Annotated in this window: 22 protein-coding genes and 3 tRNA genes; 11 read left to right on the top strand and 14 right to left on the bottom strand. The window is 72.6% G+C overall.

The genetic code is table 11. From position 1 onward, the window contains the following. Positions 1–78: 78 nt before the first annotated feature. Positions 79–1,992 (top strand): hypothetical protein, encoded by a 1,914-nt coding sequence (locus RQM47_RS04160; RefSeq protein WP_311661338.1) that lies wholly within the window; start codon positions 79–81, stop codon positions 1,990–1,992. Positions 1,993–2,085: 93 nt separating this feature from the next. On the opposite strand, the gene RQM47_RS04165 is transcribed toward RQM47_RS04160, so the two are convergent. Then, a tRNA-Ala gene (locus RQM47_RS04165) sits at positions 2,086–2,158 on the bottom strand. Positions 2,159–2,393: 235 nt separating this feature from the next. On the opposite strand from RQM47_RS04165, the gene acnA reads away from it, so the two are divergent. Further along, the gene (gene acnA, locus RQM47_RS04170; protein WP_314007520.1) at positions 2,394–5,117 is read left to right on the top strand and encodes an aconitate hydratase AcnA; all 2,724 of its coding nucleotides are present in this window, start codon (positions 2,394–2,396) and stop codon (positions 5,115–5,117) included. Between the two features lie 314 nt (positions 5,118–5,431). Continuing rightward, positions 5,432–6,532: an AI-2E family transporter gene (locus RQM47_RS04175; protein ID WP_311661340.1), complete on the top strand. Its 1,101-nt coding sequence runs from the start codon at positions 5,432–5,434 to the stop codon at positions 6,530–6,532. Between the two features lie 231 nt (positions 6,533–6,763). Here the strand turns inward: RQM47_RS04175 and RQM47_RS04180 are convergent, their stop codons facing one another. The 3 genes from RQM47_RS04180 to RQM47_RS04190 form a co-directional block, all read right to left on the bottom strand. Continuing rightward, positions 6,764–7,555, bottom strand: a complete 792-nt coding sequence (locus RQM47_RS04180; RefSeq protein WP_311661341.1) for a TIGR03915 family putative DNA repair protein — start codon at positions 7,553–7,555, stop codon at positions 6,764–6,766. A gap of 187 nt (positions 7,556–7,742) precedes the next feature. Then, on the bottom strand, positions 7,743–9,017 hold the full coding sequence (locus RQM47_RS04185) for a putative DNA modification/repair radical SAM protein (protein WP_311661342.1): 1,275 nt from the start codon (positions 9,015–9,017) through the stop codon (positions 7,743–7,745). Between the two features lie 309 nt (positions 9,018–9,326). Next, complete coding sequence (locus RQM47_RS04190; protein ID WP_314007522.1) at positions 9,327–10,820, bottom strand: dihydrolipoyl dehydrogenase family protein; 1,494 nt, start codon at positions 10,818–10,820, stop codon at positions 9,327–9,329. 218 nt (positions 10,821–11,038) lie between these two features. On the opposite strand from RQM47_RS04190, the gene RQM47_RS04195 reads away from it, so the two are divergent. The 3 genes from RQM47_RS04195 to RQM47_RS04205 all read left to right on the top strand — a co-directional run bounded on the left by RQM47_RS04195 (position 11,039) and on the right by RQM47_RS04205 (position 12,783). Continuing rightward, positions 11,039–11,749, top strand: coding sequence for an NUDIX hydrolase (locus tag RQM47_RS04195; RefSeq protein ID WP_314007525.1), 711 nt, complete (start codon positions 11,039–11,041; stop codon positions 11,747–11,749). Between the two features lie 158 nt (positions 11,750–11,907). Next, complete coding sequence (locus tag RQM47_RS04200; RefSeq protein WP_311661349.1) at positions 11,908–12,384, top strand: FKBP-type peptidyl-prolyl cis-trans isomerase; 477 nt, start codon at positions 11,908–11,910, stop codon at positions 12,382–12,384. Positions 12,385–12,516: 132 nt separating this feature from the next. Further along, entirely contained in the window at positions 12,517–12,783 is a 267-nt protein-coding gene (locus tag RQM47_RS04205; protein ID WP_311661351.1) for a hypothetical protein, read from the top strand. A gap of 168 nt (positions 12,784–12,951) precedes the next feature. Here RQM47_RS04205 and RQM47_RS04210 read toward each other — a convergent pair whose 3' ends face one another. Both RQM47_RS04210 and RQM47_RS04215 read right to left on the bottom strand, forming a co-directional pair. Continuing rightward, the gene (locus tag RQM47_RS04210; RefSeq protein WP_311661353.1) at positions 12,952–14,199 is read right to left on the bottom strand and encodes a hypothetical protein; all 1,248 of its coding nucleotides are present in this window, start codon (positions 14,197–14,199) and stop codon (positions 12,952–12,954) included. Between the two features lie 53 nt (positions 14,200–14,252). Next, positions 14,253–15,245, bottom strand: coding sequence for a YafY family protein (locus RQM47_RS04215; RefSeq protein ID WP_314007527.1), 993 nt, complete (start codon positions 15,243–15,245; stop codon positions 14,253–14,255). A 201-nt stretch (positions 15,246–15,446) separates the two neighbouring features. Here RQM47_RS04215 and RQM47_RS04220 point away from each other — a divergent pair, with 201 nt between their 5' ends. Both RQM47_RS04220 and RQM47_RS04225 read left to right on the top strand, forming a co-directional pair. Then, positions 15,447–16,070, top strand: a complete 624-nt coding sequence (locus tag RQM47_RS04220; protein ID WP_314007529.1) for a porin family protein — start codon at positions 15,447–15,449, stop codon at positions 16,068–16,070. 152 nt (positions 16,071–16,222) lie between these two features. Beyond that, positions 16,223–16,888 carry a porin family protein gene (locus RQM47_RS04225; protein WP_311661357.1) on the top strand — a complete coding sequence of 222 codons (666 nt, stop codon included), beginning with the start codon at positions 16,223–16,225 and terminating at the stop codon, positions 16,886–16,888. 84 nt (positions 16,889–16,972) lie between these two features. Here RQM47_RS04225 and RQM47_RS04230 read toward each other — a convergent pair whose 3' ends face one another. Then, positions 16,973–17,590 carry a 16S rRNA (guanine(527)-N(7))-methyltransferase RsmG gene (locus RQM47_RS04230; RefSeq protein WP_311661358.1) on the bottom strand — a complete coding sequence of 206 codons (618 nt, stop codon included), beginning with the start codon at positions 17,588–17,590 and terminating at the stop codon, positions 16,973–16,975. Positions 17,591–17,716: 126 nt separating this feature from the next. Further along, on the bottom strand, positions 17,717–19,720 hold the full coding sequence (gene mnmG, locus RQM47_RS04235) for a tRNA uridine-5-carboxymethylaminomethyl(34) synthesis enzyme MnmG (RefSeq protein WP_314007532.1): 2,004 nt from the start codon (positions 19,718–19,720) through the stop codon (positions 17,717–17,719). 139 nt (positions 19,721–19,859) lie between these two features. Here mnmG and RQM47_RS04240 point away from each other — a divergent pair, with 139 nt between their 5' ends. Beyond that, positions 19,860–20,279: a hypothetical protein gene (locus tag RQM47_RS04240; protein ID WP_314007535.1), complete on the top strand. Its 420-nt coding sequence runs from the start codon at positions 19,860–19,862 to the stop codon at positions 20,277–20,279. 260 nt (positions 20,280–20,539) lie between these two features. Here RQM47_RS04240 and mnmE read toward each other — a convergent pair whose 3' ends face one another. The 4 genes from mnmE to rpmH form a co-directional block, all read right to left on the bottom strand. Further along, on the bottom strand, positions 20,540–21,988 hold the full coding sequence (mnmE, locus tag RQM47_RS04245) for a tRNA uridine-5-carboxymethylaminomethyl(34) synthesis GTPase MnmE (protein WP_314007538.1): 1,449 nt from the start codon (positions 21,986–21,988) through the stop codon (positions 20,540–20,542). A 114-nt stretch (positions 21,989–22,102) separates the two neighbouring features. Continuing rightward, positions 22,103–23,989, bottom strand: coding sequence for a membrane protein insertase YidC (yidC, locus tag RQM47_RS04250; protein WP_314007541.1), 1,887 nt, complete (start codon positions 23,987–23,989; stop codon positions 22,103–22,105). Between the two features lie 38 nt (positions 23,990–24,027). Then, positions 24,028–24,468: a ribonuclease P protein component gene (locus RQM47_RS04255; RefSeq protein ID WP_314007544.1), complete on the bottom strand. Its 441-nt coding sequence runs from the start codon at positions 24,466–24,468 to the stop codon at positions 24,028–24,030. A 38-nt stretch (positions 24,469–24,506) separates the two neighbouring features. Then, complete coding sequence (rpmH, locus tag RQM47_RS04260; RefSeq protein ID WP_311661370.1) at positions 24,507–24,662, bottom strand: 50S ribosomal protein L34; 156 nt, start codon at positions 24,660–24,662, stop codon at positions 24,507–24,509. A gap of 202 nt (positions 24,663–24,864) precedes the next feature. Here rpmH and RQM47_RS04265 point away from each other — a divergent pair. Together RQM47_RS04265 and RQM47_RS04270 are read left to right on the top strand one after the other, a co-directional pair. Further along, a tRNA-Gly gene (locus tag RQM47_RS04265) sits at positions 24,865–24,937 on the top strand. A 51-nt stretch (positions 24,938–24,988) separates the two neighbouring features. Then, positions 24,989–25,062: transfer RNA gene (locus RQM47_RS04270), tRNA-Val, on the top strand. Positions 25,063–25,158: 96 nt separating this feature from the next. Here the strand turns inward: RQM47_RS04270 and RQM47_RS04275 are convergent. Both RQM47_RS04275 and RQM47_RS04280 read right to left on the bottom strand, forming a co-directional pair. Beyond that, positions 25,159–25,464, bottom strand: a complete 306-nt coding sequence (locus RQM47_RS04275; RefSeq protein ID WP_311661372.1) for a HigA family addiction module antitoxin — start codon at positions 25,462–25,464, stop codon at positions 25,159–25,161. 34 nt (positions 25,465–25,498) lie between these two features. Continuing rightward, positions 25,499–25,792: a type II toxin-antitoxin system RelE/ParE family toxin gene (locus tag RQM47_RS04280; protein ID WP_311661373.1), complete on the bottom strand. Its 294-nt coding sequence runs from the start codon at positions 25,790–25,792 to the stop codon at positions 25,499–25,501. Positions 25,793–25,912: the final 120 nt, after the last annotated feature.

Genomic DNA, 25,912 nt, shown 5'->3' on the forward strand with positions numbered 1-25,912 from the left:
GCCCGGCTCCAACGCCCCCTCCGCCTCGTGCTCGTTTTTCGTACCTCGTCACTCCCCACCCGCCCACCCCACCCCGCCATGCGACGCCTCGCCCTCTCCGTCCTCCTCCTCGCGCTCGCCGCCCCGCTCGCGGCCGGCGCCCAGACGACCGCCGACCCGCGCGTCGGGCTCGGGGCCGGCCTGTTCGACGCCGAAGAGGCCATCTCCGGCCTCCGCAAGCTGTCCTCGACCGCCCCGCCCGAGGCGTTCGTCGGCATGACCAACTCGGACCTCGCGTTCAAGGGCGACTACGCCATCCAGGGCAACTACAACGGCGTCATCGTCTGGGACCTGTCGGACCCGTCGGCGCCCGAGCTCGTCACCGAGTACGTGTGCCCGGCGTCGCAGAGCGACGTCTCGGTCTACGGCGACCTCCTGTTCGTCTCAGGCGAGGGGCTGGAGGGCCGGCTCGACTGCGGGGTCGAGGGCGTCGACGAGAGCGTGAGCACGAACCGCCTGCGCGGCATCCGCATCTTCGACATCTCCGACATCCGCGCGCCGGAGTACGTCTCGAACGTCCAGACGTGCCGGGGCTCGCACACGCACTCGGTCCTGAAAGACCCGGCCGACGACGAGAACGTCTACGTCTACGTGTCCGGCTCGGCGCCGGTGCGGCCTGAGGACGAGCTGCCGGGGTGCGTCTCGGCGGCGCCCGGTGAGGACCCGGAGTCGGCGCTATTTCGGATCGAGGTCATCAAGGTCCCGCTCGACGCGCCCGAGCAGGCGGCCATCGTGAGCAGCCCGCGCATCTTCGAGGGCCTCGTCGAGCCCGAGGCGCACGGTCCGTCGCAGGCCGACCTCGCTGAGATTGCGGAAGCCCGCGCGCGGGGCGAGTTCGTCGTCGAGATCCAGGGGACCCCGATGGTCCTCCCGGCCCAGATGACGGCCCAGATGCTGACCGCCGCCGTGGCGGGGCGGGGCGGGGAGGGCGCGCCGACGGCGGCCGACACCGCGGCCGTCCGCCAGCAGATCGACGCCATGATTGCGGCCCGCTTCGGCGACGACGAGGAGGACGACGGTCCGCGCCCTGGCCCGACGCAGTGCCACGACATCACGCTCTACCCGGCCATCGGGCTCGCGGGCGGGGCGTGCGAGGGGTACGGCTTGCTCCTCGACATCACGGACCCCGTCAACCCGCGGCGGCTCGACGCGGCCGCCGACTCGAACTTCTCGTACTGGCACTCGGCCACGTTCAACAACGACGGCTCGAAGGTCGTCTTTACCGACGAGTGGGGCGGCGGCGGCCAGCCTAAGTGCCGCGCCGGCGACCCGATGGAGTGGGGCGCCAACGCCATCTTCGAGATCGAGGACCGCGCGCTCGACTTCCAGAGCTACTACAAGCTGCCGGCCGAGCAGACGGCCGAGGAGAACTGCGTGGCCCACAACGGCTCGCTCATCCCGATCCCGGGCCGCGACGTGATGGTGCAGTCGTGGTACCAGGGCGGCATCTCGGTCTTCGACTGGACGGATTCGGAGAACCCGATTGAGATCGCCTACCACGACCGCGGGCCGATCTCGGCCGACCAGATGGAGATGGGTGGGAGCTGGTCGGTGTACTGGTACAACGGGGACATCGTCTCGTCCGAGATCGCGCGCGGGCTCGACGTGTTCGAGCTCGTGCCGAGCGAGCACCTGACGCAGAACGAGATCGACGCCGCCGACACGGTCCGCCTGGACTACCTCAACGCGCAGGGCCAGCCGACCTACATCTGGCCGCCGTCGTTCGCGCTCGCACGGGCCTACGTCGACCAGCTCGACCGCTCGGGCGGGTTGGAGGCGTCGGACGTCGCCTCGGTCCGCGAGGCGCTCGCCTCGGCCGAGGGCCAGGACGGGGAGGCCCGCCGCTCGGCGCTCGTGGCGCTGGCCGACGACCTCGACGCGGCCCGCCCCGCCCGCGACGCCGAGAAGGTGGAGATGCTGGCGGCCGCCGTCCGCGTCCTGGCGGCGAGCTGATGCGCCGACCGCCCCGCCCGCGGCGCGTTGGAGGCGGGCGGGGCGGCTGAAACGAGACCACCCCGCCCGGGACTCGGGCGGGGTGGTGGAGGGTGGAGCTAAGGAGATTCGAACTCCTGACCTCTGCAGTGCGATTGCAGCGCTCTACCAACTGAGCTATAGCCCCAGACGCCCCACGCGAGCGGGGCGGACCTCCAGGATACCGCCCCGCCCCGCCCGAGGTCAACCGCCCCGCCCGGAGAGACCGTGAAACGAGACCGCCCCGCCCCCGCCGCCCGCCGTGCGAGCGGGGCGGCCGTGAGGACGTGTAGAAACTCCCGCCTCGCCCGGAGGCGCGGCACCGCGCCGCCGCTCGTGCGTTAGCAGGAGGACGCCCCACGACACACCGGACCCTCCCTGACATGGCAGCAGACCCCCTCGGCGCCCGCGACACCCTCGACACGACCGGCGGCCCCGTCCACTACTACCGCCTCGACCGCGCCGCCGACGAGTTCGGGGTCGACCTCGACCGGCTCCCGTTCTCGATCAAGGTGCTCCTCGAGAACGCCCTCCGCAACGCCGGCGAGGGACCCGTGACGCGGGAGGACGTCGAGAACCTGGCGCGCTACGAGCCGTCGGCGCCGGCCGAGGTCGAGATCCCGTTCTCGCCGGCCCGCGTGCTGCTCCAGGACTTTACGGGCGTCCCCGCCGTCGTCGACCTCGCGGCGCTGCGCTCCGCGATGGCCCGCAACGGGGGCGACCCCGAGGCCATCAACCCGCGCGTGCCGGTCGACCTCGTCATCGACCACTCGGTCCAAGTCGACTCGTTCGCGCTGCCCGAGGCGTTCCAGATCAACGCCGACATCGAGTTCCAGCGGAACCAGGAGCGCTACGAGTTCCTGCGCTGGGGGTCCAAGGCGTTCGACAACTTTAGCGTCGTGCCGCCGGAGCGCGGGATCTGCCACCAGGTCAACCTCGAGTACATCGCCAAGGGCGTTTGGACGACCGAGGGCGACGACGGCGTCAAGGTGGCTTACCCCGACTCGCTCGTCGGGACCGACAGCCACACGACGATGATCAATGGCCTCGGCGTGCTCGGGTGGGGCGTCGGCGGGATTGAGGCCGAGGCCGCCATGCTCGGCCAGCCGATCTACATGCTCATGCCGAAGGTGGTCGGCTTCCGGCTCTCCGGCAAGCTCCGCGAGGGCGTCACGGCGACCGACCTCACGCTGACCGTCACGCAGATGCTCCGCGCGCACGGCGTCGTCGGCAAGTTCGTCGAGTTCTACGGGCCGGGGCTCTCCAGCATGAGCCTGCCCGACCGCGCGACGATCGCCAACATGGCGCCCGAGTACGGGGCCACGATGGGCTTTTTCCCCATCGACGCCGAGACCGTCGACTACCTCCGCCGCACGAACCGCGACGCGGACACGATCGACCTCGTCGAGAAGTACACGAAGGCCCAGGGCCTCTTCCGTACCGATGACCTGGCGGAGCCCGAGTTCGAGGCGACGCTGGAACTCGACCTCGCCGAAGTCCAGCCGTCGATGTCCGGCCCGAAGCGTCCGCAGGACCGGATCGTGCTGGGCGACGTGCAGCGCGAGTTCCGCGAGAGCCTGACGCGGCCGGCCAGCCCGCAGGGGTTCGGCTACAGCGAGGACGCCCTGGACAACACGGGCCGCTACGCGGACCAGGAAGGCAACGAGCTCGACCTGAAGCACGGCGACGTCGTCATCGCGGCCATCACGAGCTGCACCAACACGTCGAACCCGAGCGTCATGCTGGCCGCCGGGCTCCTCGCCCAGAAGGCCGTCGAGCGGGGCATGGAGGTGAAGCCGTACGTCAAGACCAGCCTCGCGCCGGGCAGCCGCGTCGTCACGGCCTACCTCGAAAAGGCCGGGCTCCAGGACTCGCTCGACCAGCTGGGCTATAACCTCGTCGGCTACGGCTGCACGACGTGCATCGGCAACTCCGGCCCGCTGCCCGAGCCCGTCGCCAAGGCCATCACGGACGGCGACCTCGTGGTGTCGGGCGTGCTCTCAGGCAACCGGAACTTCGAGGGCCGCATCCACTCGCTCGTCAAGGCCAACTACCTGGCCTCCCCGCCCCTCGTCGTGGCCTACGCGCTCGCCGGGACGGTCGACATCGACCTCCAGAACGACGTGATCGGCCAGGACCGCGACGGGAACGACGTCTACCTCCGCGACCTCTGGCCGTCGCAGAAGGAGATCACCGACGCCATCTCCCAGGCCGTCACGCCGGACCAGTTCAAGGAGCTCTATGAGGGGATCGAGGAGTCGAACCCGCGCTGGAACGCGATCGCCACGTCCGAGGGCGCCGCGTACGACTGGCAGGACGACTCGACGTACATCCAGGAGCCCCCGTTCTTTTTCGACGTCACGCAGGAGGTCCCGGCCATCCAGCCGATCACGGGTGCCCGGGCGCTCGTCAAGGTGGGTGACTCGACCACGACCGACCACATCTCGCCGGCTGGGGCCATCCCCAAGGGCGAGCCGGCCGGGCAGTACCTCCAGGACCACGGCGTCGAGCCCAAGGACTTCAACTCGTTCGGGAGCCGTCGCGGCAACGACCGCGTCATGACGCGCGGGACGTTCGCCAACATCCGCCTGCGCAACCAGCTCGCGCCGGGCACCGAGGGCGGGTGGAGCCGCCACCTCCCGGACGGCGAGGACGGCTACGTGTACGACGTGGCGATGCGGTACCGCGAGGAGGGCACGCCGCTCGTCGCGTTCGCCGGCGACGACTACGGCATGGGCTCGTCGCGCGACTGGGCCGCCAAGGGCACGCTGCTCCTCGGCGTTAAGGCCGTCGTGGCGAAGTCGTTCGAGCGCATCCACCGCTCCAACCTCATCGGCATGGGCGTGCTCCCGCTCACGTTCCAGGGCGACGACGGGCTCGAAACGTTCGGGCTCGACGGGACCGAGACGTTCGACGTCCCCGTCTCCGACGACCTCACGCCGGGCGACGTGCTCACGATCACGGCGACCAAGGACGACGGGGCCGAGGTCACGTTCGACGTCGACGTGGCGCTCAACACGCCGGTCGAGGTCGAGTACTACCGCCACGGCGGGATCCTCAACTACGTGCTCCGCGACTTTCTCAGCACGGAGCTCCAGCCGGCGTAGCCGCCCCGCCCTCGGCCTCCAGAGTCCGAACCGCCCCGCCCCCGCGACATGTGGGGGCGGGGCGGTGCCGTTGATGCGAAGTCCGGTCGGTCCGTGCCCGTTCGCTCCCCCCGCTTCCCCGCCTGGGAGCGGAGCGAGGGGCGCTCAGGCGGGGGGAGCGGACCGGGCATGAACCGCGACGGTCGACCCGGCGGGTACGAGTCCACCGCCCCGCCCGCTGACCGCCCCGCCCGTCTCGGTCCGACGCGGGCGGGGTGGTGGACCGGAATTTGCAGTCGCCGGTACGACCGCCCTCTTCTCCTGCCCCGCTCTGCATGACGCCGGCCCCCGCCCCGCTCGACACCCCGCCGGAATTCCGCCGCCGCGCCCGCTACGTCGTCGCCCTCGTCACGACGACGGCCGTCGTGCTCACGGTTCTGTGGATCACGCGGCAGGCCGTCCTGCTCGTGTTTCTCGGGGTCGCCGTGGGCGTCCTGTTCTACCACGCGAGCCAGTGGCTGTCGGAGAAGACGAACGCGCCGCGCGGGCTCATGCTGGGGCTCGTCGTGGTGGCGCTGCTCGCCCTGCTCGGGGCGGCCGTCTACTTTGGCGGGCCGCGCGTGGCGGGCGAGGTCCGCGTGCTCGTGGAGCAGGCCCCCGAGGTCATTGAGCAGGCCCGGACGCGGCTCGGGCTCCCCGAGGGCGCGCTCCAGCTTCCCGACGCGGCGGGGCGGCTAGGCACGCGGCTCCTCGGCGTGTTCTCGACGCTGGCCGGAGGCCTCGCCGGAGTGCTCGTCGTCCTCCTCGTCGCCATCTACACGGCCGCCTCACCGGGCCAGTACACGAGGGGCGTGGTTCGCCTGGCCGACCGGCACCACCAGCCGTTCGTCCGCCGCGTGCTGAAGCGCATGGGCGAGGCGCTGCTGGGGTGGCTCAAGGGCGTCGGCATCTCGGTCGCCGCCCTCGGCACGATCGCGGTCATCGGGCTGATGACCATCGGCCTGCCGGGCGCGCTCGCGCTGGCGGCCTTTGCCGGCGTGCTCACGGTGATCCCCAACTTCGGCCCGTTTATCGGGTGGACGCCGGCCGTCGCCGTCGCCTTTTCGCAGGGGACGACGACCGGGCTGTGGACGCTCGGGCTGGCCGTCGTCGCGCAGCAGATCGAGGGCAGCTTTATCACGCCCAAGATCCAGGGCGACATGGTGTCCGTTGCGCCGGCCGTGGTCGTGGCCGGGCAGATCGTGCTCGCCGCGTTCGCAGGCTTTCTCGGCCTGTTCCTCGTCGTCCCGATCCTGGGCGTGGGCAAGGTGCTCCTGGAGGAGCTCTACATCGGCCCGTTCGTTGAGGGCGAGGCGGCCGACCCCATGAACCCGCCGCCGCTCAGCGAGCGCCCGCCCGAGACCGTGGGCGGGGCGGCCCTCGAAGCGCCGGCGTAGCGCTGACACGGCGGGGCAGGTGGGAACTGGGAACGGGGAAAGAGGAACGGGGGAATGCCTTCCGCCCCGCCCGTGCCGCTCTGGCGGGGCGGGGCGGTTCTGCAAGCGGCCGCCCCGCCCCCGCGATCGAGCGCCGGATACCCAGCTCTGCGGGCGGAGTGGCTCGCGCGTCCCAGACTGCCACCCCGCCCGTGCTGGCGCTCCTGCTCATCACTCGTCGCCCATGACCCGTCACTCAGCCTGCTTTTCCGTCAGGTACGGCCAGTAGCGCCGGGGCACGTGGCGGAGGTGGAGTTTGAGGTTGCGGCGCTCCGGGATCGTGACGGCGCGGAAGTACGCCTTCCACATCGCCTGGTAGGACTCCTCCTCGGGCGCCGCCCCGCCCTCGGGGAGCGCGCTGGCGGGGACGATCCGGGTGGGCGGGGCGGCGGGCGCACGGTCCGGCTCGGGCGTGTGGACGAGGGCGAGCCCGCGCCGCACGTCGACAATCCGCCACGCGAGCGTGGGGTAGCGCCCAGCGAAGTGGGCCGTGAGGAGGGGGAGCACGTGGTACTCGGGCCGCGCGTGCGCCACGAACCGCTCGGCGCCCTCCACCTCGACGCGCTCGAAGCGGACGAACGCCTCCATCCGGTGCGCCTCGCGCCCGACGCGGCCCGACCACCGGGACACCTCGCGGGCCGGATCGAACGTCCAGTCCGCGGCCGCGCCCGCGCCCCGCTCGCGCGCGGCGTCGATCAGGCGCAGGACGGCGACCTCCATCCCGGGCCGCTCGCTCAGAAAGGCCCGGTGGAGGCGGCCGACGAGCCCGGGCTTGATCCGCTTCACTCCCCGCTCGACGCGCTCGGCCAGCGCAGTGTCGGCGTCGACGCGGACGGTCTCGCCGAACAGCGCCCCGCTCGCCGGCTCGCCCGCCAGGCGCACCTCGGCCGGCAGCGCGCCGCGCCGGTACGCCTCGGCGTACGCGCTCAGCAGCCCGCCGAACGTGCCGTCGGTCTCGAACGTGAGGGCGGGGTGGACGGTCATACGAACGCTGAACGCTGAACGGCGAACGATGAAGGGGCGGCCGTGGGCGGGGTGGTGCCCGTCCGCCCCGCCCGAGGCTTTCGTAGGGGCGCGGCTCGCCGTGTCTGAGACGGGCGAGGTTATGTCTCGGAAGGCGCCCGCCCCGCCCCAGCAGCGATGGGCGGGGCGGGAGGCATTCCCCCAACCCCTACGCCGCCGCCTGGGGCGGGGCGGGCGCGAAAAGCGAGAGCTGCGGGGCATCGGCCGCTTTGGCCCCGACGATCCGCCGGCGCACGGCGGTCGGGTCCTGGCCGATCAGGTGCGGCTTGTGGTCGGGCGTGACCAGGAAGTGCTGGGCGCGCTTGAGGACGACGCCCATCGCCCGGAGGTCCTGCCACCGGACCGTCGAGTGCCGGCGGGCCGCCATGATTCGGTGTGCCGACTTCAGCCCGAGCCCGGGCACGCGCTGGAGCCACTCGACCGGCGCCGCGTTGACGTCGACCGGGAACAGGTCGGGAAAGCGCAAGGCGTAGGCCGTCTTCGGGTCGACGTCGGAGTCCAGGTTCGCGGACCCGGGCGGGGCGACCTCGTCGAGTTCGAACCCGTACTTGCGCAGGAGCCAGTCGGCCTGGTAGAGCCGGTGCTCGCGGTGGAGCGGGGCGCGGTACGTCTCGGGGTCCGGCACGCGCTCGTCGCCGCCGAGCGGGACGAAGCCGGAGTAGTACACGCGGCGCAGCTTCTGCTCGGAGTAGAGGCCGTCGACGAGCGTGAGCACCTGGCGGTCGGTCTCGGGCGTGGCCCCGACGACGAGCTGCGTCGACTGGCCGCCGGCAGCGAAGCGCGGCGCGCGGCGGCTCTTCCGGCGCTCCTCCTTGGCCTGGTCGATCCCGTCGCGCACGGTTGCCATCGGCCCGAAGACCTGGGCGTAGTCCTTTTCGGGCGCGACCGACTTGAGACCGTCCTCGCTCGGGATCTCGACGTTCACGCTCAGGCGGTCGGCCAGCCGCCCGGCCTCGGTCAGCAGCTCCGGCGAGGCGCCGGGGATGACCTTGAGGTGGATGTAGCCGTTGAACCCGTGGTCGTGGCGGAGCGACCGGGCCACGGCGACCAGCTTTTCCGTCGTCGTATCGGCATCCTTGAAGATGCCCGACGAGAGGAACAGGCCCTCGATGTAGTTCCGCTTGTAGAACCCCATCGTGAGCTCGACGACCTCCTTGACGGTGAACGCCACGCGCTCGACCTCCTCGTTCGACCGGCGCGAGACGCAGTAAGCGCAGTCGTAGATGCAGACGTTCGAGAACAGGACCTTGAGGAGCGACACGCACCGGCCGTCCTCGGTGTACGAGTGGCAGATGCCGGCGCCGGTCGAGTTGCCGATCCCCGTCTTCGTGTTCTCGCGCTTGCCGCCGGACGACGCGCACGAGGCGTCGTACTTGGCCGCGTCGGCGAGGATTTCGAGCTTCTCGATGACCTGTCGGCGCATGGGCTTCGTCCCGGGCGGGGCGGCTGCGTGGGGCGGAGCCCCAAGCTCGGGCGGGGCGGTGACAGGGGCGTGTCGCGGCGGCTCACCCCGCCCGTGGGCTTACGCGCCGGGGCTTTGGGGCGGGGCGGCCACCCCGCCCTCACCGTATGTCGCGGGCGGGGCGTTCGCGCCGTCGTCACCGGGTCCACCCCGCCCGGTGGTCCAGCGCGTCTGGGCGGGGCGGCCGAGTCCCACCGCCCCGGACACGGCGAGCCGTGTCCTTACGGATGCCCAGACCGCCCCGCCCGGTCGCTCACCACCCCGCCCCGCTCACACCACGCGGTCGGGGTCCGGGGCGGGCGGGGTGGCGCCGGAGTACCCGAACACCTTCTTGACCGCCTTAATGGCCAGCGGGTACTGCTTCTGGATGTAGTACTGGTCCGCCGCGCGGCGCGCGCCGAGCCCGTAGGTGGGGTAGGGGAAGATGGTGTCGGCGATCTCGCGGACCGACACGCCGGCCTTCATGGACACGCCGTAGATCGAGATGAGCTCGCCGGCGCGGGCGCCGACCACGCTCGCCCCGAGGATCGTCCCGAGCCACTTGGTCGCGTGGATCTTGATGTGGCCCTGCTCGGCGTGCTCCGTCACCGCGCGGTCGACCTTGGAGTAGGGGAAGCGGTAGGTGACGAACGAGGTGCCAGCCTCCTCCAGCTCGGCCTCGGTCTTTCCGACCTGCGCCACCTCGGGCGACGTGAACGTGGTCCACGTGATCCCGTCGCGGTCGATGGCAGCCGGCACCTTGAGGACGGCGTTCGTGACCGCCTGCTTAGCCATGTGGTCGCTCATGTGCGTCAGCGCGTACTCGCCGGTGCAGTCGCCGGCGGCCCAGACGTGGTCGAGGTTCGTGCGGCAGCGGTCGTCGACCGTGATGCCCTTTTTGGTGTACGAGATGCCGGCCGCCTCCAGGCCGACGCCCTCGACGTTGGGCTGGCGGCCCGTCGCGACGAGCAGCCGGTCGCCCTCGACGGCCCGGCTCTCGCCGCCCTGCGTGACGTGGACGACCACCCCGCCCCCGCCGGTCGGCGTCTCGACGCGGTCGACGTCGGCGCCGAGCACGAACTCGACGCCCTCGTCTTCGAGCACGCCCTGGAGGATGGCCGCGTGGTCGGGGTCGTCCTTGCCGAGCAGGTGGTCGCCGCGGTCGATGACCGTCACGCGCGAGCCCAGGCGGCGGAACGCCTGGCCCATCTCGCACCCGATCGAGCCGGCGCCGATGACGACGAGGTGCTCGGGCTGCTCCGTGATCTCGAACAGCGTCTCGTTCGTCAGGTACGGCGTCTCGTCGAGCCCGGGGATGGGGGGCGGGGCGGCCCGTCCGCCCGTGCAGATGACGGCCAGGCGGAACGTGACGTCGCGCGTGCCCCCGCCCTCCAGGTCGATGCGGATCGCGTGCGGCCCAGTAAACCGGCCGTCGCCCTTGACCACTTCGACGCCGAAGCCCTCGTAGATCGCCGGGTCGTCGGCGTCGTCGTAGACCTCCTGGCGCGTCGCGTGGAGGTCGCCCATGACGGCGGCAAAGTCGACGGCCGGCGCCTCCCCGCCCCCGCCGAAGCGGTCGAGGTAGGCCTGGGCGTTCGCGCGGAGGTCGGCCGCGTGGAGCAGCGTCTTCGACGGGACGCACCCGATCCAGGTACAGTCGCCGCCCAGGCGGGCGCGCTCGACCAGCATGGTCTGGGCGCCAAAGTTGGCGCCCGTGCCGGCGGCGGTGAGGCCGGCGGCGCCGGCGCCGAGCACGAGGAGGTCTACGTCGTAGGAGTCGGACATGGGGCGGGGTGGGAGAGGGGCCAGTGGACGTGCCGCGCGCGGGGCGGTCTTACCACGCGGCGGGGAGGCGGGAGGAACTGAGGAGTGCGTCCGGCCCGTAGCACGGCGCGGCCGCCCCGAGCCCCACCCCGCCCGGCGCGTCCTCTGCCCGTCCCCTTTTCCTCGTCCCCCGTTCCTGCGAACCGTTCGGTCGGCGCAGCCAGCGGCGCGAGCCTTCTGTGCTCCTGTTCCTGCCCACGTTCGACCGCTCGCACGACCCCGTCCCGCCCGAGGGCTGGCGCTCGCCCGGCGAGCCGTACCGGCTCTACGCGACGCTCGACGCCGCCGAGGCCGCGGCGACCTCGCCGGACGGCCACACCGGCCGCGTCCTCGTGCTCGACCCCGCGAAACTGGGGCCGGGCGCGCAGGCCACCCCGCCCGCCGTCGCTCACGTGCCCCGCGCGGCCGTCCTCAACGTGGACCCCGACGGCGACTACTGGCGGCCGGCGCCGGTCGCCGCCGGCGGCGGCTACGTCGTCCGCCGGGCCGAGGGCGGGGCGGGGGGAGCGGGCGGGGTGGAGCTGCTGCTCATCTTCCGCCGCGGCGCGTGGGACCTCCCCAAGGGCAAGCTCGACGACGGCGAGACGGTCCGCGAGGCGGCGCACCGCGAGGTGTCCGAAGAGGTGGGAGTGAAGAAAAAGAAGCTCACGGTGACGGCCGACCTGGGCGAGACGGTCCACGGCTACGTCTGGCCCAAGCGCGAGGTCTACGCCGTCAAGACGACGCGCTGGTTCGCCATGACGACGACGGCGGAGCGGTTCGAGCCCGAAACGCGCGAGGGCATCGAGGCCGTCGCCTGGGTGCCGTGGGCCGAGGCCGCCGAGCGCGTCGGGTTCGAGACGCTCCGCGCCCACCACGCCGGCCTCGACCCGACCGCCCTCGGCGTGTAGGACCGCCCGCCCCGCCCGTTCTGAGGGCGGGGCGGGCCTCACGACGCTCGCCCGCCGCCCCGCCCCGCCGACGCGAGGGCAGGGTGAAAACGGGTCGCCCCGCCCGGGCGGGGCGGGGCGGCCTCTAGCTTCGGCGGCCCCCGCTCTTGCCTCGACCTATGCGCCGCCTCGCCTTCCCCTCGCTTGCCTCGGCCGGGCTCCTCCTCGTGCTGGCCCTGCCCGTGGCGCCGGCGCTCACCGGCTGCGACTCGTCGGACCCGGTCTCGTGCGACGCCGGCGGCGAGCTCGACATCGTCGACACGACGCCGGAGGGCACGCGGCTGGGCGCCCGGATCACGGCGACCGACTGCGTCTACCTCACCTACGAGGGCCGGCTCGACGCGACCGGCGAGGCGTTCGACCGGAACGAGCGGGCGCCCCTCAGCATCAGCGGGACCGTCCCCGGTTTTCAGCAGGCCGTCGTCGGCCGGCGCGTGGGCGAGTCGGTTCGCGTGACGATCCCGCCGACGCTGGGCTACGGCGCACGGCGTCGGGATTCGGGTCCGCTCGGCGTCGAGATCCCGTCGTGCTCGACGCTCCAGTTCGACGTCACGATCGGAGACACCGCCCCGCCCTCGGTGTGCGAGAATCGGTAGGGCCGATAGTCTTCACGGGATAGGGGGAAACCTGGGCGGCCACAGCCGATACATACCCAGATTGTCGAAGCGTCTCGGACCCCCGCCCGCGGCGCTCCGGCTCTTTGTTTCACCTGAATATTGAGGACCAACGTGGCACTGTACGAGCTCCAAGACGCAAAGCTGGCCGGCGTAGACGGCCAGGGGTATGTGTTCCCCGTCGACACCTTCCGAGGCAAAGAGTACCGCGGCGTGTTTTTCGCGGACGACGACGCTGCCATCTCGACCGACATCAACGAGGGCACCTTCGAGGGCATGATCTACCACAAGACGACAAAGGGCACCGGCGATGCCACCGTCAACGTGACGAACGTGGTGTCGACGGCCGTCGGCAACCGTGTCGACTTCGAAGTCCTCTAGCGGACCGCCCCGCCCCCGCCCCCGACCGCAATGCCCCGGCTCGACGCGAGCCGGGGCGTTTTTGTGTCCGCCCCGCCCGCAGTACCTGAGCGGGACGGGCACCTGCACGGGCGGGGTGGTGCAGGACGCCCCGGCCCGGCCTTCAGCGTTCGCCGTTCAGCGTTCCCTCTACGTCTCCTCATCGACGAAGAGGACGCCGCGGACGAGGTCGGCGCTGTCGGCCCGGCCGCCGAGCGAGCCGGCGAGCACGCCGAGCGCGGCCACGAACAGGCTCAGCTTGACGTGGTCGATGGGGCGCACGGCCGGGTCCACGGTCGGCCACGTCTCCATGAGCTTGCGCGGGAAGACCGTCACGACGCCCAGGTAGGTTGATCCAGCGAAGATGGCGAACAGGAGGGCCATCGTGAGCGCCAGGCACAGCGCCGTCGCCGCGCTCGTGACGACGGTCGACTCGGCCAGCCGCCGGCCCCGCCCGAGCACGCCGCCGAACGCGAACGCCCGGTACAGCACGATCGTCGAGCCGGCCACGGCGACCACCGAGAACGCGACGAGCTGGTAGAGCTCGACCGTGCTCGCCACGTCCCACATGTCGGGCGTAAAAAACAGGAGGATGAGCACCGAGAGCGCGGCCGTGATCATGGTCGGCAGCCGGGTCACGAGCCGGAACGGGTTGGCCCGCGCCACGGCCGCCGCGATCGAGCGCCAGTCGCGGACCAGCGTTTCGAGCGTGAACCGGACGCGGTGCGTGCTCGTCCGCTCGTGGGCCTCGCGCGGGAGCGCCCGGCGCATGTGCGCGCGCTGGCTCTCGGTGAACGAGTCCATCCCGTCCAGGTCGTCGACGCCCGCGAAGTCGTACATCACGTTCGTCGGCGAGGGCGCGTGGTTCAGGTTGAGGAGGTGCCCGAACGTGTGGAGCAGGAGCGACGTCAGGCGCCGCTCGGCGAGGCCCTCGTCGGGGTCGTCGCCCCAGAACGACGGCGCGAGCCGCTTGGTCGAGACCACGCCCACGTTCGTGAGCTGGCTGGGCAGCGCGAGCGTGTACGAGAGCGTCGAGGCCGCCAGGTCCACCTCGGTCACGATGAGCAGGAAGTGGACGCCTCGTTCCAGCTTCTCGGTCATCCCGATCTGGAGAAAGTCGAGCGGGGCGTAGGCCCCGGCCGCCGGCGTCAGGTGCGGCCCCTCGAAGGCGAGCAGGTCCACGCGCACGCCGAGCGCCTGGGAGATGTCGCGGTCGAGCGCCCGCGTGGCGGCCTCCACGAGCCGCCGGAACGGGGCCGAGTCCTTGCCCTCGACGTCCATCGTCATCACGCCGATGACGTAGTCCCGCCCCGCCCCGGCGGCCGGGCGTCTGGAGCCGCCCCGCCCCGCCCGAGGCGCGGGCGGGGGGGAAGGGGCGAGGGCGGGGCGGTCGGGCACGGGGCAGCGAGGGCGGGTGAGTCGGGCGGCGTGTTCGCGGGCGGGGCGGCCGGTCAGGCGGGCACGGCCCCGTATATCTCGGCGACGGCCCGGGCCTGCTCGGCGACCTCGGCGCGGAGCGCGGCCGGCTCGACGGCCTCGGCGTCGGTCCCGTAGCGGAGGAGCCACTTGGCCACGTACGACAGGTTCTCGAACTCGAACGTCACGCGCGTCCACTCGCCGTCCGGGAGCTCCTGCTCGACATCGGCCGGCACCTGGCGGCGCGCCCACCGCCACGCCCGGTCCCGGAAGCGGACCGTGATCCGCTGGTTGTCCGGGCTCGTGCCCCGCTCGCGGAGGTGCTCCTTGAGGTCGAACCCGGCCGGCGGCTCGAAGCGGTCGAACCGCGTGCGGAGCTTGCGGATCTGGTCCAGCCGGAAGTTGCGGATGTCGTCGCGGAGGTGGTCGTAGCCGATGAGGTTCCAGTGGTCCGAGTAGTAGACGAGCCCGAGCGGGTCCACCTCGCGGACGGTCTCCTCGTCGCGGCTGGCCACGTAGTACGTCATCTTCACCTTGCGCTGGCGGGCGGTGGCTTCCGAGAGCTCGAACCACAGGCCCTGCTCCTCGTCGGCCGCCCCGCCCCGGTCCTGCGTCTCGTTGAACGGGGCGAGCACGGTCCGCTCCTGGAGCTGCTCGATGTACTCGCGGACGGGCTCGGGGAGGACCGACCGGATCTTCATGGCGACCGCGTCGGCGTCGGCGCGGAGCGAGGCGTCGGGCTGGAGCGTCGTGAAGGCGGTCCCGACGAGGAGCGTGGCGGCCTCGCGGGCCGAGAGCATGAGCGGCGGGAGCTGGTAGCCCTCCAGGATCTCGTAGCCGCCGTCCTCGGCGTACGTCAGCGGGACGCCGCTCTCGCCGAGCGTCCTCAAGTCGCGGAAGATCGTGCGGCGGCTCACGCCGAAGTGCTCGGCGAGGTCGCGGCTCGACAGGTTCGGCCGGTTCTGGAGGAGGAGGACGAGCGCGAACAGGCGCTCGGTCTTGTTCAGCGATCGGTCAGAGCGGGCCATCCGGGCGGGGCGGGGTGACGGGCGGGGCGGGCACGGGCGTCCCCGCGCGTGGACGGGTGACACAGAAATGTCAACGCGCCCGCCCCGCCCCCGTTCTCCCCAGCGCGCAGGAAAAGGCGGTGGAGGCGATGCCCGGGCGGGGTGGCCGGCGTCTTGCTCGGTGCCCGCTCGGCTCATGTCCCCCCACCCACCGTCCGACCCATGACCACGCTCTCGGGGCGCCTGCTCCTCCTCCCGCTCGTTTTCTTTCTTGCGCTCCCGGCCAGCGCGCAGGCGTCGTTCGGCGCCAAGGCCGGCCTCAACACCTCGTTCTTCTCCGGCGACGACGCCGTCGACTCGGACCCGCGCCTCGGGTTCGTGGGCGGCCTCACGGCCCGATACGCTGTTTCGCCGTCGCTCGCCGTGCAGGCCGAGGCCCTCTACTCGCAGAAGGGCGACCGCTTCGACAACGACCTAGGCTTTACCGAAGACACCCGGCTCGACTACATCGAGATTCCAGCGATGCTGCGCCTGGGCGTCCCGCTCAGCCCGCTCCTCGACGCCGGCGTGGTCGTGGGCGGCTACGTGGGCTTCCCCGTGCGCTCCGAGATCGTCGTCGACGGCACGCTCGAAACCGAGCTCGACGCGGCGACCGACTACGGCGCGCTCGTCGGCGTCGACATCGGGTCGGGGCCGGTGTTCCTCGAAGGCCGGTACACGGTCGGGCTCACCGACGCCATCGACTTCGACCCGGACCTCGACGTGACGCCGTCGCTCCGCAACCAGGTCGTCTCGTTCACGATCGGCTACCGCTTCGGCGGCGGGCGCTCGCGCTACGGCCGGTAAACCCGCGGCCGCGCCGCCCCGCCCCGCCTGCGGTCTGCGAACTGCGGGAGAAAGGGGCGGGGCGGCGGTACTTCCCGCCGGCCGGCCGCGTCTAGGGCCGCAGGTGGCCCCGGCTCAGGCCGCCGCACGTCCCCCACTCTCTCTTCTTGGCCATGCGTTACGCACTCCTCTCCCTCCTCGCCCTCGGGCTCGCCCTCCCCACCGCCGCGCAGACGACGTACGGCGTCCGCGCCGGTCTCAACGTGTCCGACGTCGTCGGGTTCGACGACAACGACATCGCCGTCGGGATCGACAAGACGCCGTCGCTCGGGTTCGTCGGCGGCGTGTTCGCCGAGGTCCCCGTCTCGCCGCGATTCTCCATCCGCCCCGAGGTTCTGTACTCGCGGAAGGGGGTCTCGTTTGATCCCAGCGACGACTTCGTGGACGACATCGTCGACTTCGACTCTGGCATCAGCCTGGGCTACATCGAGGTCCCCGTCCTGGCGCGCGTCGGTGTGCCGCTGGGCCAGTTCCTCGACGCCGGCCTCCTCGTCGGCCCCACGTTCGCGTTCAAGGTCAGCGAGTCTTTCGACGCGAACGGCAGCGTGGGCGGGGTGGACTTCGACCTCGACGACCTGATCACCGAGGACGGCGAGGACGCGTTCGAGACGTTCGACTTCGGGCTCGCGGTCGGAGCTGAGGTTGGGTCCGGGCCGTTCTACGTCGACCTCCGCTACACGCCGAGCCTCCTCAACGCCAACCGGAACGACAGCGATTTGGCGCCGACGCTCCGCAACAGCGTGTTCTCCGTCACGGGCACGTTCAAGTTCGGCCGGTAGCGCCTCCCGCTCGACTCTCCACCCCGCCCGCCGATCTGTTCGGCGGGCGGGGTGTTTCGTTTTGGAGCGGCGCGGGCGGGGCGGTCAGACCACGTGGACGAGCGCCTTGTCGTCCCACCCCGCCCCTTCCACCTCCTGGACGTCGACGGACGTGCTGGGGAATGCGTCCTGGAGACCGTTGATCTCGGCCGTCAGGTCGCCGCCTTTGAGGCACACGAGGCCCGGCGCCCACGCCTCGGGCGGGGCGGAGAGCGGCGCGCGCACGCGGTCGAACCACGCCCACAGGTCGGCGAGCGGGGCAGTGGCCCGGCTCACGGCGTAGTGCGGGGCGGGGCCGTCATAGGCCTCGGCGCGGCCGTTCCAGACCTCGACGTTCTCCACCCCGAGCCGCCGCGCGAACAGCCGCACGGCCTCGGTCTTCTTGCCGACGGCGTCGACGGCCACGAACCGCACGTCGGGGAACGCGACCGCGAGCGGGAGGGCGGGGAGGCCGCCGCCGGTCCCCCAGTCGACGACGACCGCCCCGCCCGGGAACGGCCGCGCGGCGATCTCGAGGCAGTGGCGGACGTGGCGCGCGAGGTCGCCCGGCGTGGCGCCGCGCGCGACGAGGTTCACGCGCCGGTTGACGCGCGCGAGCTCGCCGACGTAGGCGTCGAGCGTGGCGCGCTGGGCGGGGGAGAGGGCGGCGGTCGGGTCGGGCATGGCGGAAGATCGCCCCACCCCGCCCGAGCGCTACGGGCGGGGCGGTCTGTCGGCAGACCTCGTAGGAAGCACGCCGCTAGCAGAGATCGACCGCCCCGCCCGCGCGCTGTGGGCAGGGCGGGGCGGTCACGCCTCCACGGGCGGGGCGGCCTCGGCGCCGTCGCCCCCCGCCCCGCTCGCGAGCGGGGCGGCCGCGGGCGCGCGGTGGCGCTTGAGGAGCACCATGAGCGCCTGCACGTCGGCCGGGCTCACGCCCGAGATGCGCGACGCCTGGCCCAGCGTGTCGGGGCGGATGCGGCCCAGCTTTTCGCGGGCTTCGAGCGTGATCGCGCGGACGCCGTCGTAGTCGAAGCCCGGCGGCACGCGCCAGCGCTCCAGGCCCCGCATCTCCTCGACCAGCGCCCGCTCGCGCTCGACGTAGCCGGCGTAGCGGAGCTCGATGTGCGCGAGCTCCGCCGTCCGCTCCAGGCCCGGGCCGGGCACCACAAGGTCGCCCTGGCCGGTCGCCGCGAGGAGGTCGGCGAGGTCGACCTCGGGGCGGAGGGCGAGCTTCGCCAGCCGTGCGGGGCGGTCGATGGGCGTCGTGCCGACGCGCGCGAGATAGCCGTTGACGGCGTCGGGCGAGGCGTTCGTGGCGCCCAGCGCGTCGAGGGTCCGGGCGAGCGCGTCCTCCTTCTGGTCGAGCCGCCGCACGCGCTCGGCCGAGGCCAGCCCGAGCTCGTAGCCCAGCCGCGTCAGCCGGCGGTCGGCCGTGTCCTGGCGGAGCAGGAGCCGGTGCTCGGCGCGGCTCGTGAACATGCGGTACGGCTCGTCGGTCCCCTTCGCCACGAGGTCGTCGACGAGCACGCCGATGTAGGCCTGGTCGCGGCCGAGGACGATGCCCTCCGCCCCGCCCACGGCGCGCGCGGCGTTGATGCCGGCGAGGAGCCCCTGCGCCGCCGCCTCCTCGTAGCCCGTCGTCCCGTTGATCTGGCCGGCGAAGTAGAGGCCGGCCGTCCGCTTCGTCTCCAGCGTGTAGCGGAGCTGGTAGGGCGGGGCGTAGTCGTACTCGATGGCGTAGCCCGGGCGCAGGACGTGCGCGCGCTCCAGCCCGGGCACGAGCCGAAGCGCCTCCGTCTGGACGTCTTCGGGGAGCGACGTCGAGAACCCGTTGACGTAAACCTCGTGCGTGTCCCGGCCCTCGGGCTCCAGGAACAGCTGGTGCCGGCCCTTGTCCGCGAAGCGGTCGATCTTGTCCTCGATCGACGGGCAGTAGCGCGGCCCCTGGCCCTCGATGCGCCCGGCGAACATGGGCGAGCGGTCGAAGCCGGTGCGGAGCACGTCGTGGACGGCCGGCGAGGTCCAGGTCAGCCAGCACGACCGCTGCTCGGTGGGAAGCGCGTCCGTCAGGTGCGAGAACGGGCGCGGCTCGGCGTCGCCCGGCTGCTCCTCGCACGCGGCCGTGTCGACGGTCCGCCCGTCGATGCGGGGCGGGGTGCCCGTCTTGAGGCGGCCGAGCTCGAACCCGAGCCCCTCCAGCGCCGCGCTCAGGCCGACGGCCGCGCGCGCGCCGGCCCGCCCGCCCCCGAACGTCTGCTCGCCGATCCAGATGGTCCCGTTCAGGAACGTCCCGCTGGTCAGGATCACGGCGCCGGCCACGACCTCGAGCCCCGTCTGCGTGACGACGCCGGTCACGCGCCGCCCCGCCCCGGCGGGTTGCGCCTCGCCCGCCGAGGCCGCCCCGCCCGCGCCTGGGAGCGGGGTGGTCAGGAGGTCGACCACCATGTCCTGGCGGAGGAACAGGTTCGGCGTCGCTTCGAGCTCGTCGCGGACGGCGGCGGCGTAGGCGCGGCGGTCGCTCTGGCAGCGCGGGCTCCACACGGCCGGCCCCTTGCTCCGGTTGAGGAGCCGGAACTGGAGCCCCGTCCGGTCGGCCACGCGGCCCATGAGCCCGCCGAGCGCGTCGATCTCGCGGACGATCTGGCCCTTGCCCACCCCGCCCACGGCCGGGTTGCACGACATGGCGCCGAGCGCGTCGAGCGACATCGAGACCAGGAGCGTGCGGGCGCCCAGGCGGGCGGCGGCGTGGGCGGCCTCGGCGCCGGCGTGGCCGCCGCCGACGACCACGACGTCGTAGGAATCCGTAGGCATGGGACGGGCGGGGTGGTGAGCCGGACCCGAGGATAGAGGGCGACCCGTCGGGAGCGCCCGGATTCTGGGCGAAAAGGACTTAACGGCGGCCCCGCACCCTCCGATATCCCCGAGGTCCCCGCCCCGCCCGCTCTCCACCATGAAACACTTCGTCGACCACATCGAGCTCTACCTCAGCGCCGCCGGCCTCGTCGTGGTCTGGGCCGCCGCCGCTTTGCTCGGCCCGGCCGGCGTGGACGTGTGGCAGATCGCGGCCGTCACCGCGCTGGGCGTGAGCGTGGTCCACGGCGTCCTGTTCTGGGTCGTCCGCCGCCGGCAGCGCCTCGTGCGCGCGCGGTCCGTCCACGAGATCCGCGAGATGCTGGCCGACCAGGTCAAGAACCAGCTGGCCGTCATGCGCATGTGGCTCCCCGAGGGCGAGCAGGCGGCGGTCGACGCCATCAACGAGTCGATCGACGAGGTGGCCGAGATGGTCGACGGGCTCTCCGAGGAGAGGCTCCGGGCGTGGCAGTCGACCTACGCTAACACCGCGCACCTGGCCCGCCCCGCCGCGGCCTGAGGGGGCGGGGCGGGCACCGGCCGGCGCCCCGACGAAAAGGGCGGCCGCCCCGCCCCGTACGCCCGCCATGACTGACGTCGACTGCCAAGCCGCCCTCGACCTCGCCCAGGCGTGGGGGGGCGACCTGTCGCTCCTCCGCTAGACCCTCCGCCTGACGCCTACGGAGCGGGTCGAGCGGCACCAGCGCGCCCTCGACCTCGTGACCGCCCTCCTGAGATCTCTCGCTGAAGCGGGCGCCGGCGTGGGCGGGGTGGCGCCCGCTACTTCCCGATGCAGAACCGCGAGAACACGGCGTCGAGCACGTTCTCCGTGGTGACGGCGCCCGTGACGAGACCCAGTTCGCGGAGCGCCGCCCGGAGGTCGAGCGCGAGCGTGTCCGCCCCGCCCCGCCCGTCGAGCGCGGCGCGCGCGCGGCGGACCGCCCCGCGCGCGTCGTCGAGGTGCGCCCGGTGCCGCTCGTTGACGGCCACCTCGCCCGCCTCGGCGCCGGCGAGCCCAGCGCGGACAGCGTCGAGGAGCGCGCCGCGGAGGCCGTCGAGCGCGGCCGGCGCCGCGAGCGCCTCGCGAGCCGAGACCGACCACCCCGCCCCGCCCGCGGTGACCTGGGGCGGGGCGGCGTCTGCGGGCGGGGCGGCGTAGAGGTCGGCCTTGTTGTGGACGACGAGCACGGGCAGGGCGGGGCGGCGGGCGGCGAGGCCGTCCAGGAACGCGCGCTCCTCGGCGTCCAGCCCGACCGTGGCGTCGACGACGTAGAGGAGCGCGTCGGCGCCGTCAATCGCGGCCCGGGCGCGGCGCGTGCCCTCGGCCTCGACGGCGTCGGCCGTCTCGCGCAGCCCGGCCGTGTCGACGAACCGGAAGCGGAGGCCGCCCAGCTCGGCCTCGGCCTCGACGGCGTCGCGCGTCGTCCCCGGCGTCGGGCTCACGATCGCCCGGTCCTGGCCGACGAGCGCGTTGAGGAGCGTCGACTTGCCCGCGTTCGGGCGCCCGCCCAGCACCACGCGCACGCCGTCGCGGGCGAGCGCGCCCAGCCGCGCCGTCGACAACAGCTCGCCGAGCACGGCGTCGGCCCGGTCGAGGAGCGCGCCCAGCGCCGCGCGGTCGGCGAACTCGACGTCCTCCTCGGCAAAGTCCAGCTCCAGCTCCACGAGCGCCGCCGTCTCGACGAGCGCCTCGCGGACCTCGGCGACGGCGTCGGACACGCGCCCCCGGAGCGCGGCGACGGCCGCCCGGTGCCCCACGCGGCTCTCGGCGTGGACGAGGTCGGCGACGGCCTCGGCCTGCGCCAGGTCCAGCTTCCCGTTGAGGAACGCGCGGCGCGTGAACTCGCCGGCCGGGGCGGGGCGGGCGCCGGCGTCGTAGAGCGTGCGGAGCACGGCCTGCGCGACCGCGTCGCCGCCGTGGCACACCACCTCGACCACGTCCTCGCCCGTCGACGAGTGCGGCCCGCGCCATACGACGCACACGACCTGGTCGACCGGCCGCCCCGCCCCGTCGCTCAGCCACCCGACATGCACGGTCCGGCCGGCGGCGGTCGCGAGGGCGGGGTGGGAAAACCGCGAGGCCACGAGGTCCACGGCGCCCGCCCCGCCCACGCGGACCACGGCGAGCGCGGCGGTCCCGCGGGCCGTCGCCAGGGCCGCGATGGGGGCGCCCGCCCCGCCCGGCGCGTCAGAGTCGGGAGCGGGGCGGCCGCGGGCGTCGTCCAGCATAGGTCTCGCGTACGTCTCCCTCCCCCACCGGGGGAGGGCTGGGGTGGGGGACAGACGTCGGGCGGGGCGGGGAGGCGCGGGCGGGGCGGCGTGTGGTGGCGCGGGCGGGGCGGTCTACCGCTTGCGGCCCTTCCCGTTCGACACCATCTGCGTCGTCGCGCGGCGGCGGCCGGGCCGCTTGGGGCGCTTCCCGTTCTTGCCCTTTTTCGCCGCCCGCTCGGCCACGTCCGCCGCCCGGTCCAGCTCCGGCGTCTCGCCGGCGACGTGGGCCTCATGGACCTGCTTGTTGACGAGCCGCTGCTGGACGATCGAGAACAGGTTGAACGCGAGGTAATAGAGCGAGAGGCCGGACGGGAAGCGGTTGAAGAAGAAGAAGAACACGATCGGCATCATGTACATCAACACCTTCTGCTGCGCGCCGGCCGCGCCCGTCGAGGACCCCGTCGACAGCTTCATCGAGATCACCATCGATGCCGCCATGAGGATCGTAAAGCCGGAGAGGAAGTCTCCGACGAACGGGATCGAGAACGGCAGCGACAGCACAGGGTCCGGCGCCGAGAGGTCAGCGGCCCAGAGGAAGCTCTCGCCCCGGAGCACGAGCGTGTTCTGGAAGAACGTCCACATCGTGATCAGGATGGGGTACTGGAGCAGCATCGGGAGGCAGCCCCCGAGCGGGTTCACCCCGGCCTCCTTGTACACCCGCATCATGGCCTCCTGCTGCTTCTGCGGGTCCTCGCCGTACTTTTCCTTGACGTCGGCCAGCTGCGGCTGGAGCTCGCGCATCTTCGCCGCGCTTCGGTAGCTCGCTGCCGTCAGCGGCCACAGCAGCAGCTTGACGAGCAGGGCGAAGACGATGATGACGAGCCCGTACGACGCGATAAACGTCGAGAGGAACGCGAAGGCCGGCGCCACGATGTAGCGCGCGATGGGCCGCGTCATGAACCCGATAAAGCCGAAGTCGACCGTGTCGTAGAGCCCGTAGGCCGCGAGCCGGCGGATCTCGAGCGGCCCGAGGTAGAGCGTGAACGCGTCCGCCCCGCCCTCGGCGAGCCGCGGCATCTCGACGCGGGCCGTGTAGTCCTGGGCAAAGCTGGGGCCGTCGACCTCGCCGATCTGGACGCCCTCGAGCTGGGCACCCGTCGCCCGTCCCTCGGGGATGAGCGCGGCGATAAAGAACTTGGACTTGACCGCCACCCAGTCGACGTCGCCGGTCCGCGTCATGGGCTCGGCCTCGCCCTCCTCGTCCATCTTGATGCTCTCGGTCTCGCCGCCGGAGCTGAGGTAGGCCCCCGTCTGCTGCACGTCGACGGTGGCTTCCGTGGCCGGCAGCGCGCCGTTCCAGACGAGCTCGTAGCCGCCGCTCTGGCTCAGGATGTTGGTGCCCGGCGTCTCGACGCGGAAGTCGACGTCGTACGAGTCGTGGTGGAACCCGTAGGCGAGCCGGAGCGCCCCGCCCCCGACAGGCGCCTCGAACGTGATCTCGCCCTCGCCCTCCTCGACGTAGAGGGTGTCGCCGGTGAACGGCTGCCCGTCCACGACGGGCGTGAACGAGAGCGTCCGCGTGTCGACGTAGGACCCCTGCGGGGGGACGAACTCGAGCGCGAGTGCGCCGGCGTCGTCCGACACCAGGTCGACGGGCTCGTCGGTCCCCGCCCGGTCGTAGTTCCTCAGCTTAAAGCTGACGGGCGCCCCGCCGAGCGTCGAGAACGTGGCTTCGTAGCGGTCGGTGAGCACCGTCACCGTCCGTTCCGGGCTGCCGACGGCGCGGCCGAACAGGGCCGAGTCGGCGGGCGCCGGGGGCGGGGCGTCGAGCGGGGCGAGTTCGGCGGCCTGGGGCTGCGCCTCGCGGGCGGCCTCGGCGGCGGCGACCGAGTCGGCCGCCGCCTGTTGGGCCTCGACCTCCTCGGGGCTGGGGGCAGTCGTCACCATCCACACGCCCAGGATCAGGGACATGAGGAGGATGCCGAGGAGGGCGGTGCGGTCGGGTCCCTGGGGTTCCACAGGCGGGCGGGGTGGGGGCGGGGCCTATCGGGCCGGCCTTACGGGCGGGGCGGGTCCGCGGGTGCGTCGGCGGCCGGGGGCAACTCGCGCCGGGCGAGCCGGTCAAGCGCGCGGGGCAGGTCGCGGCGGAGGTCGGCGGAGGCCGTCGCCTCGCGTCCCCGGAACAGGACCATCACGGTGAGCGCGTCGGGGCGCCCGTCGAACCGGTCGAGCAGCGGCCCCTGGTGCTGGCGGAACGCCTCGCGCATCAGGCGGCGGAGCCGCGTGCGGCCGGCGTTAGTCCGTGCGCGGCGGCCGGGCGCGAACCCGACCTGGAGCCCGACGTCGTGGCCGAGCGCCTCGCGCGGGACGGCCCGGTACAGGAGCGCGACGACGCCCTCGCGGACTCGGCCGACGTCGGCGCGGCCGCGCTCGAAGAGCGGCCGGATCAGCCGGCGGCGCTTGAGCCGGCGCGTGCGGGGAAACGTGTGTCTCCGCACGCGGCGCGACGGCGAACCCGGGGGGCGGGGCGGCGGAGCTACTTGCTCGCCTTCGTGTCGCTGACCGTGAGGTCGTGGCGGCCCTTGGCCCGGCGCCGGGCGAGGACGTTGCGGCCGTTCTTGGTGGCCATGCGCGAGCGGAACCCGTGCTTGTTGGCGCGCTTGCGGCGGCTGGGCTGGTAGGTGCGCTTCATCGGTGTGCCGCGTGTGCGGGGTGAGTCGGCGCCGCGGGTCGGCGCGTGGACAGAAGAGCCGCGAAGATACCGGACCGCCCCGCCCCCGCCGTGAAGCGACGTTGACTTCACGCCGCCCCGCCCGTGCACGGCGGGCGCGTCTTGACGGGCGGGGCGGGGGCGCCGTACCTTCGCCGTCCGCTCCGGTCACGGCCGGGCGCGTGCGGGAATAGCTCAGTTGGTAGAGCATCAGCTTCCCAAGCTGAGGGTCGCCGGTTCGAGTCCGGTTTCCCGCTCCCCGAGGCCGGTGCCACGCGGCGCCGGCCTCGGTCTGTTCCGGGGCCGCCGGGCGGTTAGCTCAGATGGTTAGAGCATCTCGTTTACACCGAGAGGGTCGGGGGTTCGAGTCCCTCACCGCCCACAGGATGGCCCCAGGCTTCACGCGCGCTTGCCTCTGAGCTGTGGACGAGCGGGGCGGGGTATACAGCCGTCGTGGTCTGGCCTCGAGGCGTAGAGTTCAGGCCGCAGCCAGAGGCTGGATCGCCTCAAGGTCTTCGCGCTCCTCGCGCTCGACCTCATAAAGGTCCGCGCGGAGCTGTAGGTTGAGCCACACATCGGGGGTCGTCCCGAAGTAGCGCGCGAGCCGGAGGGCTGTCGAGGGCGTCATCGCGCGGCGGCCTCGGATGACGCCGTTGAGCCGTTGATACGAGACGCCAATGGCGGCCGCGAGCGCCGACTGAGAGATCCCCATGGGTTCGAGGAACTCGTGGAGCAGGATATCACCGGGTAGAGTGGGCCGGCGGTTGGTGGGGATTCGAGTCATGGGTGTGCTCCCTGAAGCATCAGGTGCGTTCTACCTAGTGGTAGTCGGTGATCTCAACGCGCGAGGGGCCGTTGGGAGTCCAGACGAAGCAGATGCGATACTGATCGTTGATGCGAATGGCGTGCTGCCCGGCACGGTCGCCGGTTAACGGGTGGAGCCTGTTTCCCGGAGGCACTCGGAGGTCGTCCAGCCGAGCCGCGGCGTCGAGGTAGTCAAGCCGGCGGATAGCGACGCTGTGGAGCTGAGGGGGAAGCGCCTTGCGAGCGCGCTTGGTGTCGTTCCCGTTGTAGATGTCGGCTGTGGCGTCATCCGAGAAGTCGGTGATCATCGGGAGGGATGGTCGTGGGTAGCAGGTCGTAGATCATGCGCTTCAGGGTCCGGATGTTTTGGCCAATTAGAGCGTGGGCCGTGCTAACGTAACACGCCTCGTGCTACTTGTTCCCGCCCC

The sequence above is a fragment of the Rubrivirga sp. S365 genome, from assembly GCF_032248475.1.
In the GTDB taxonomy this organism is placed as follows: Bacteria; Bacteroidota; Rhodothermia; order Rhodothermales; family Rubricoccaceae; genus Rubrivirga; species Rubrivirga litoralis.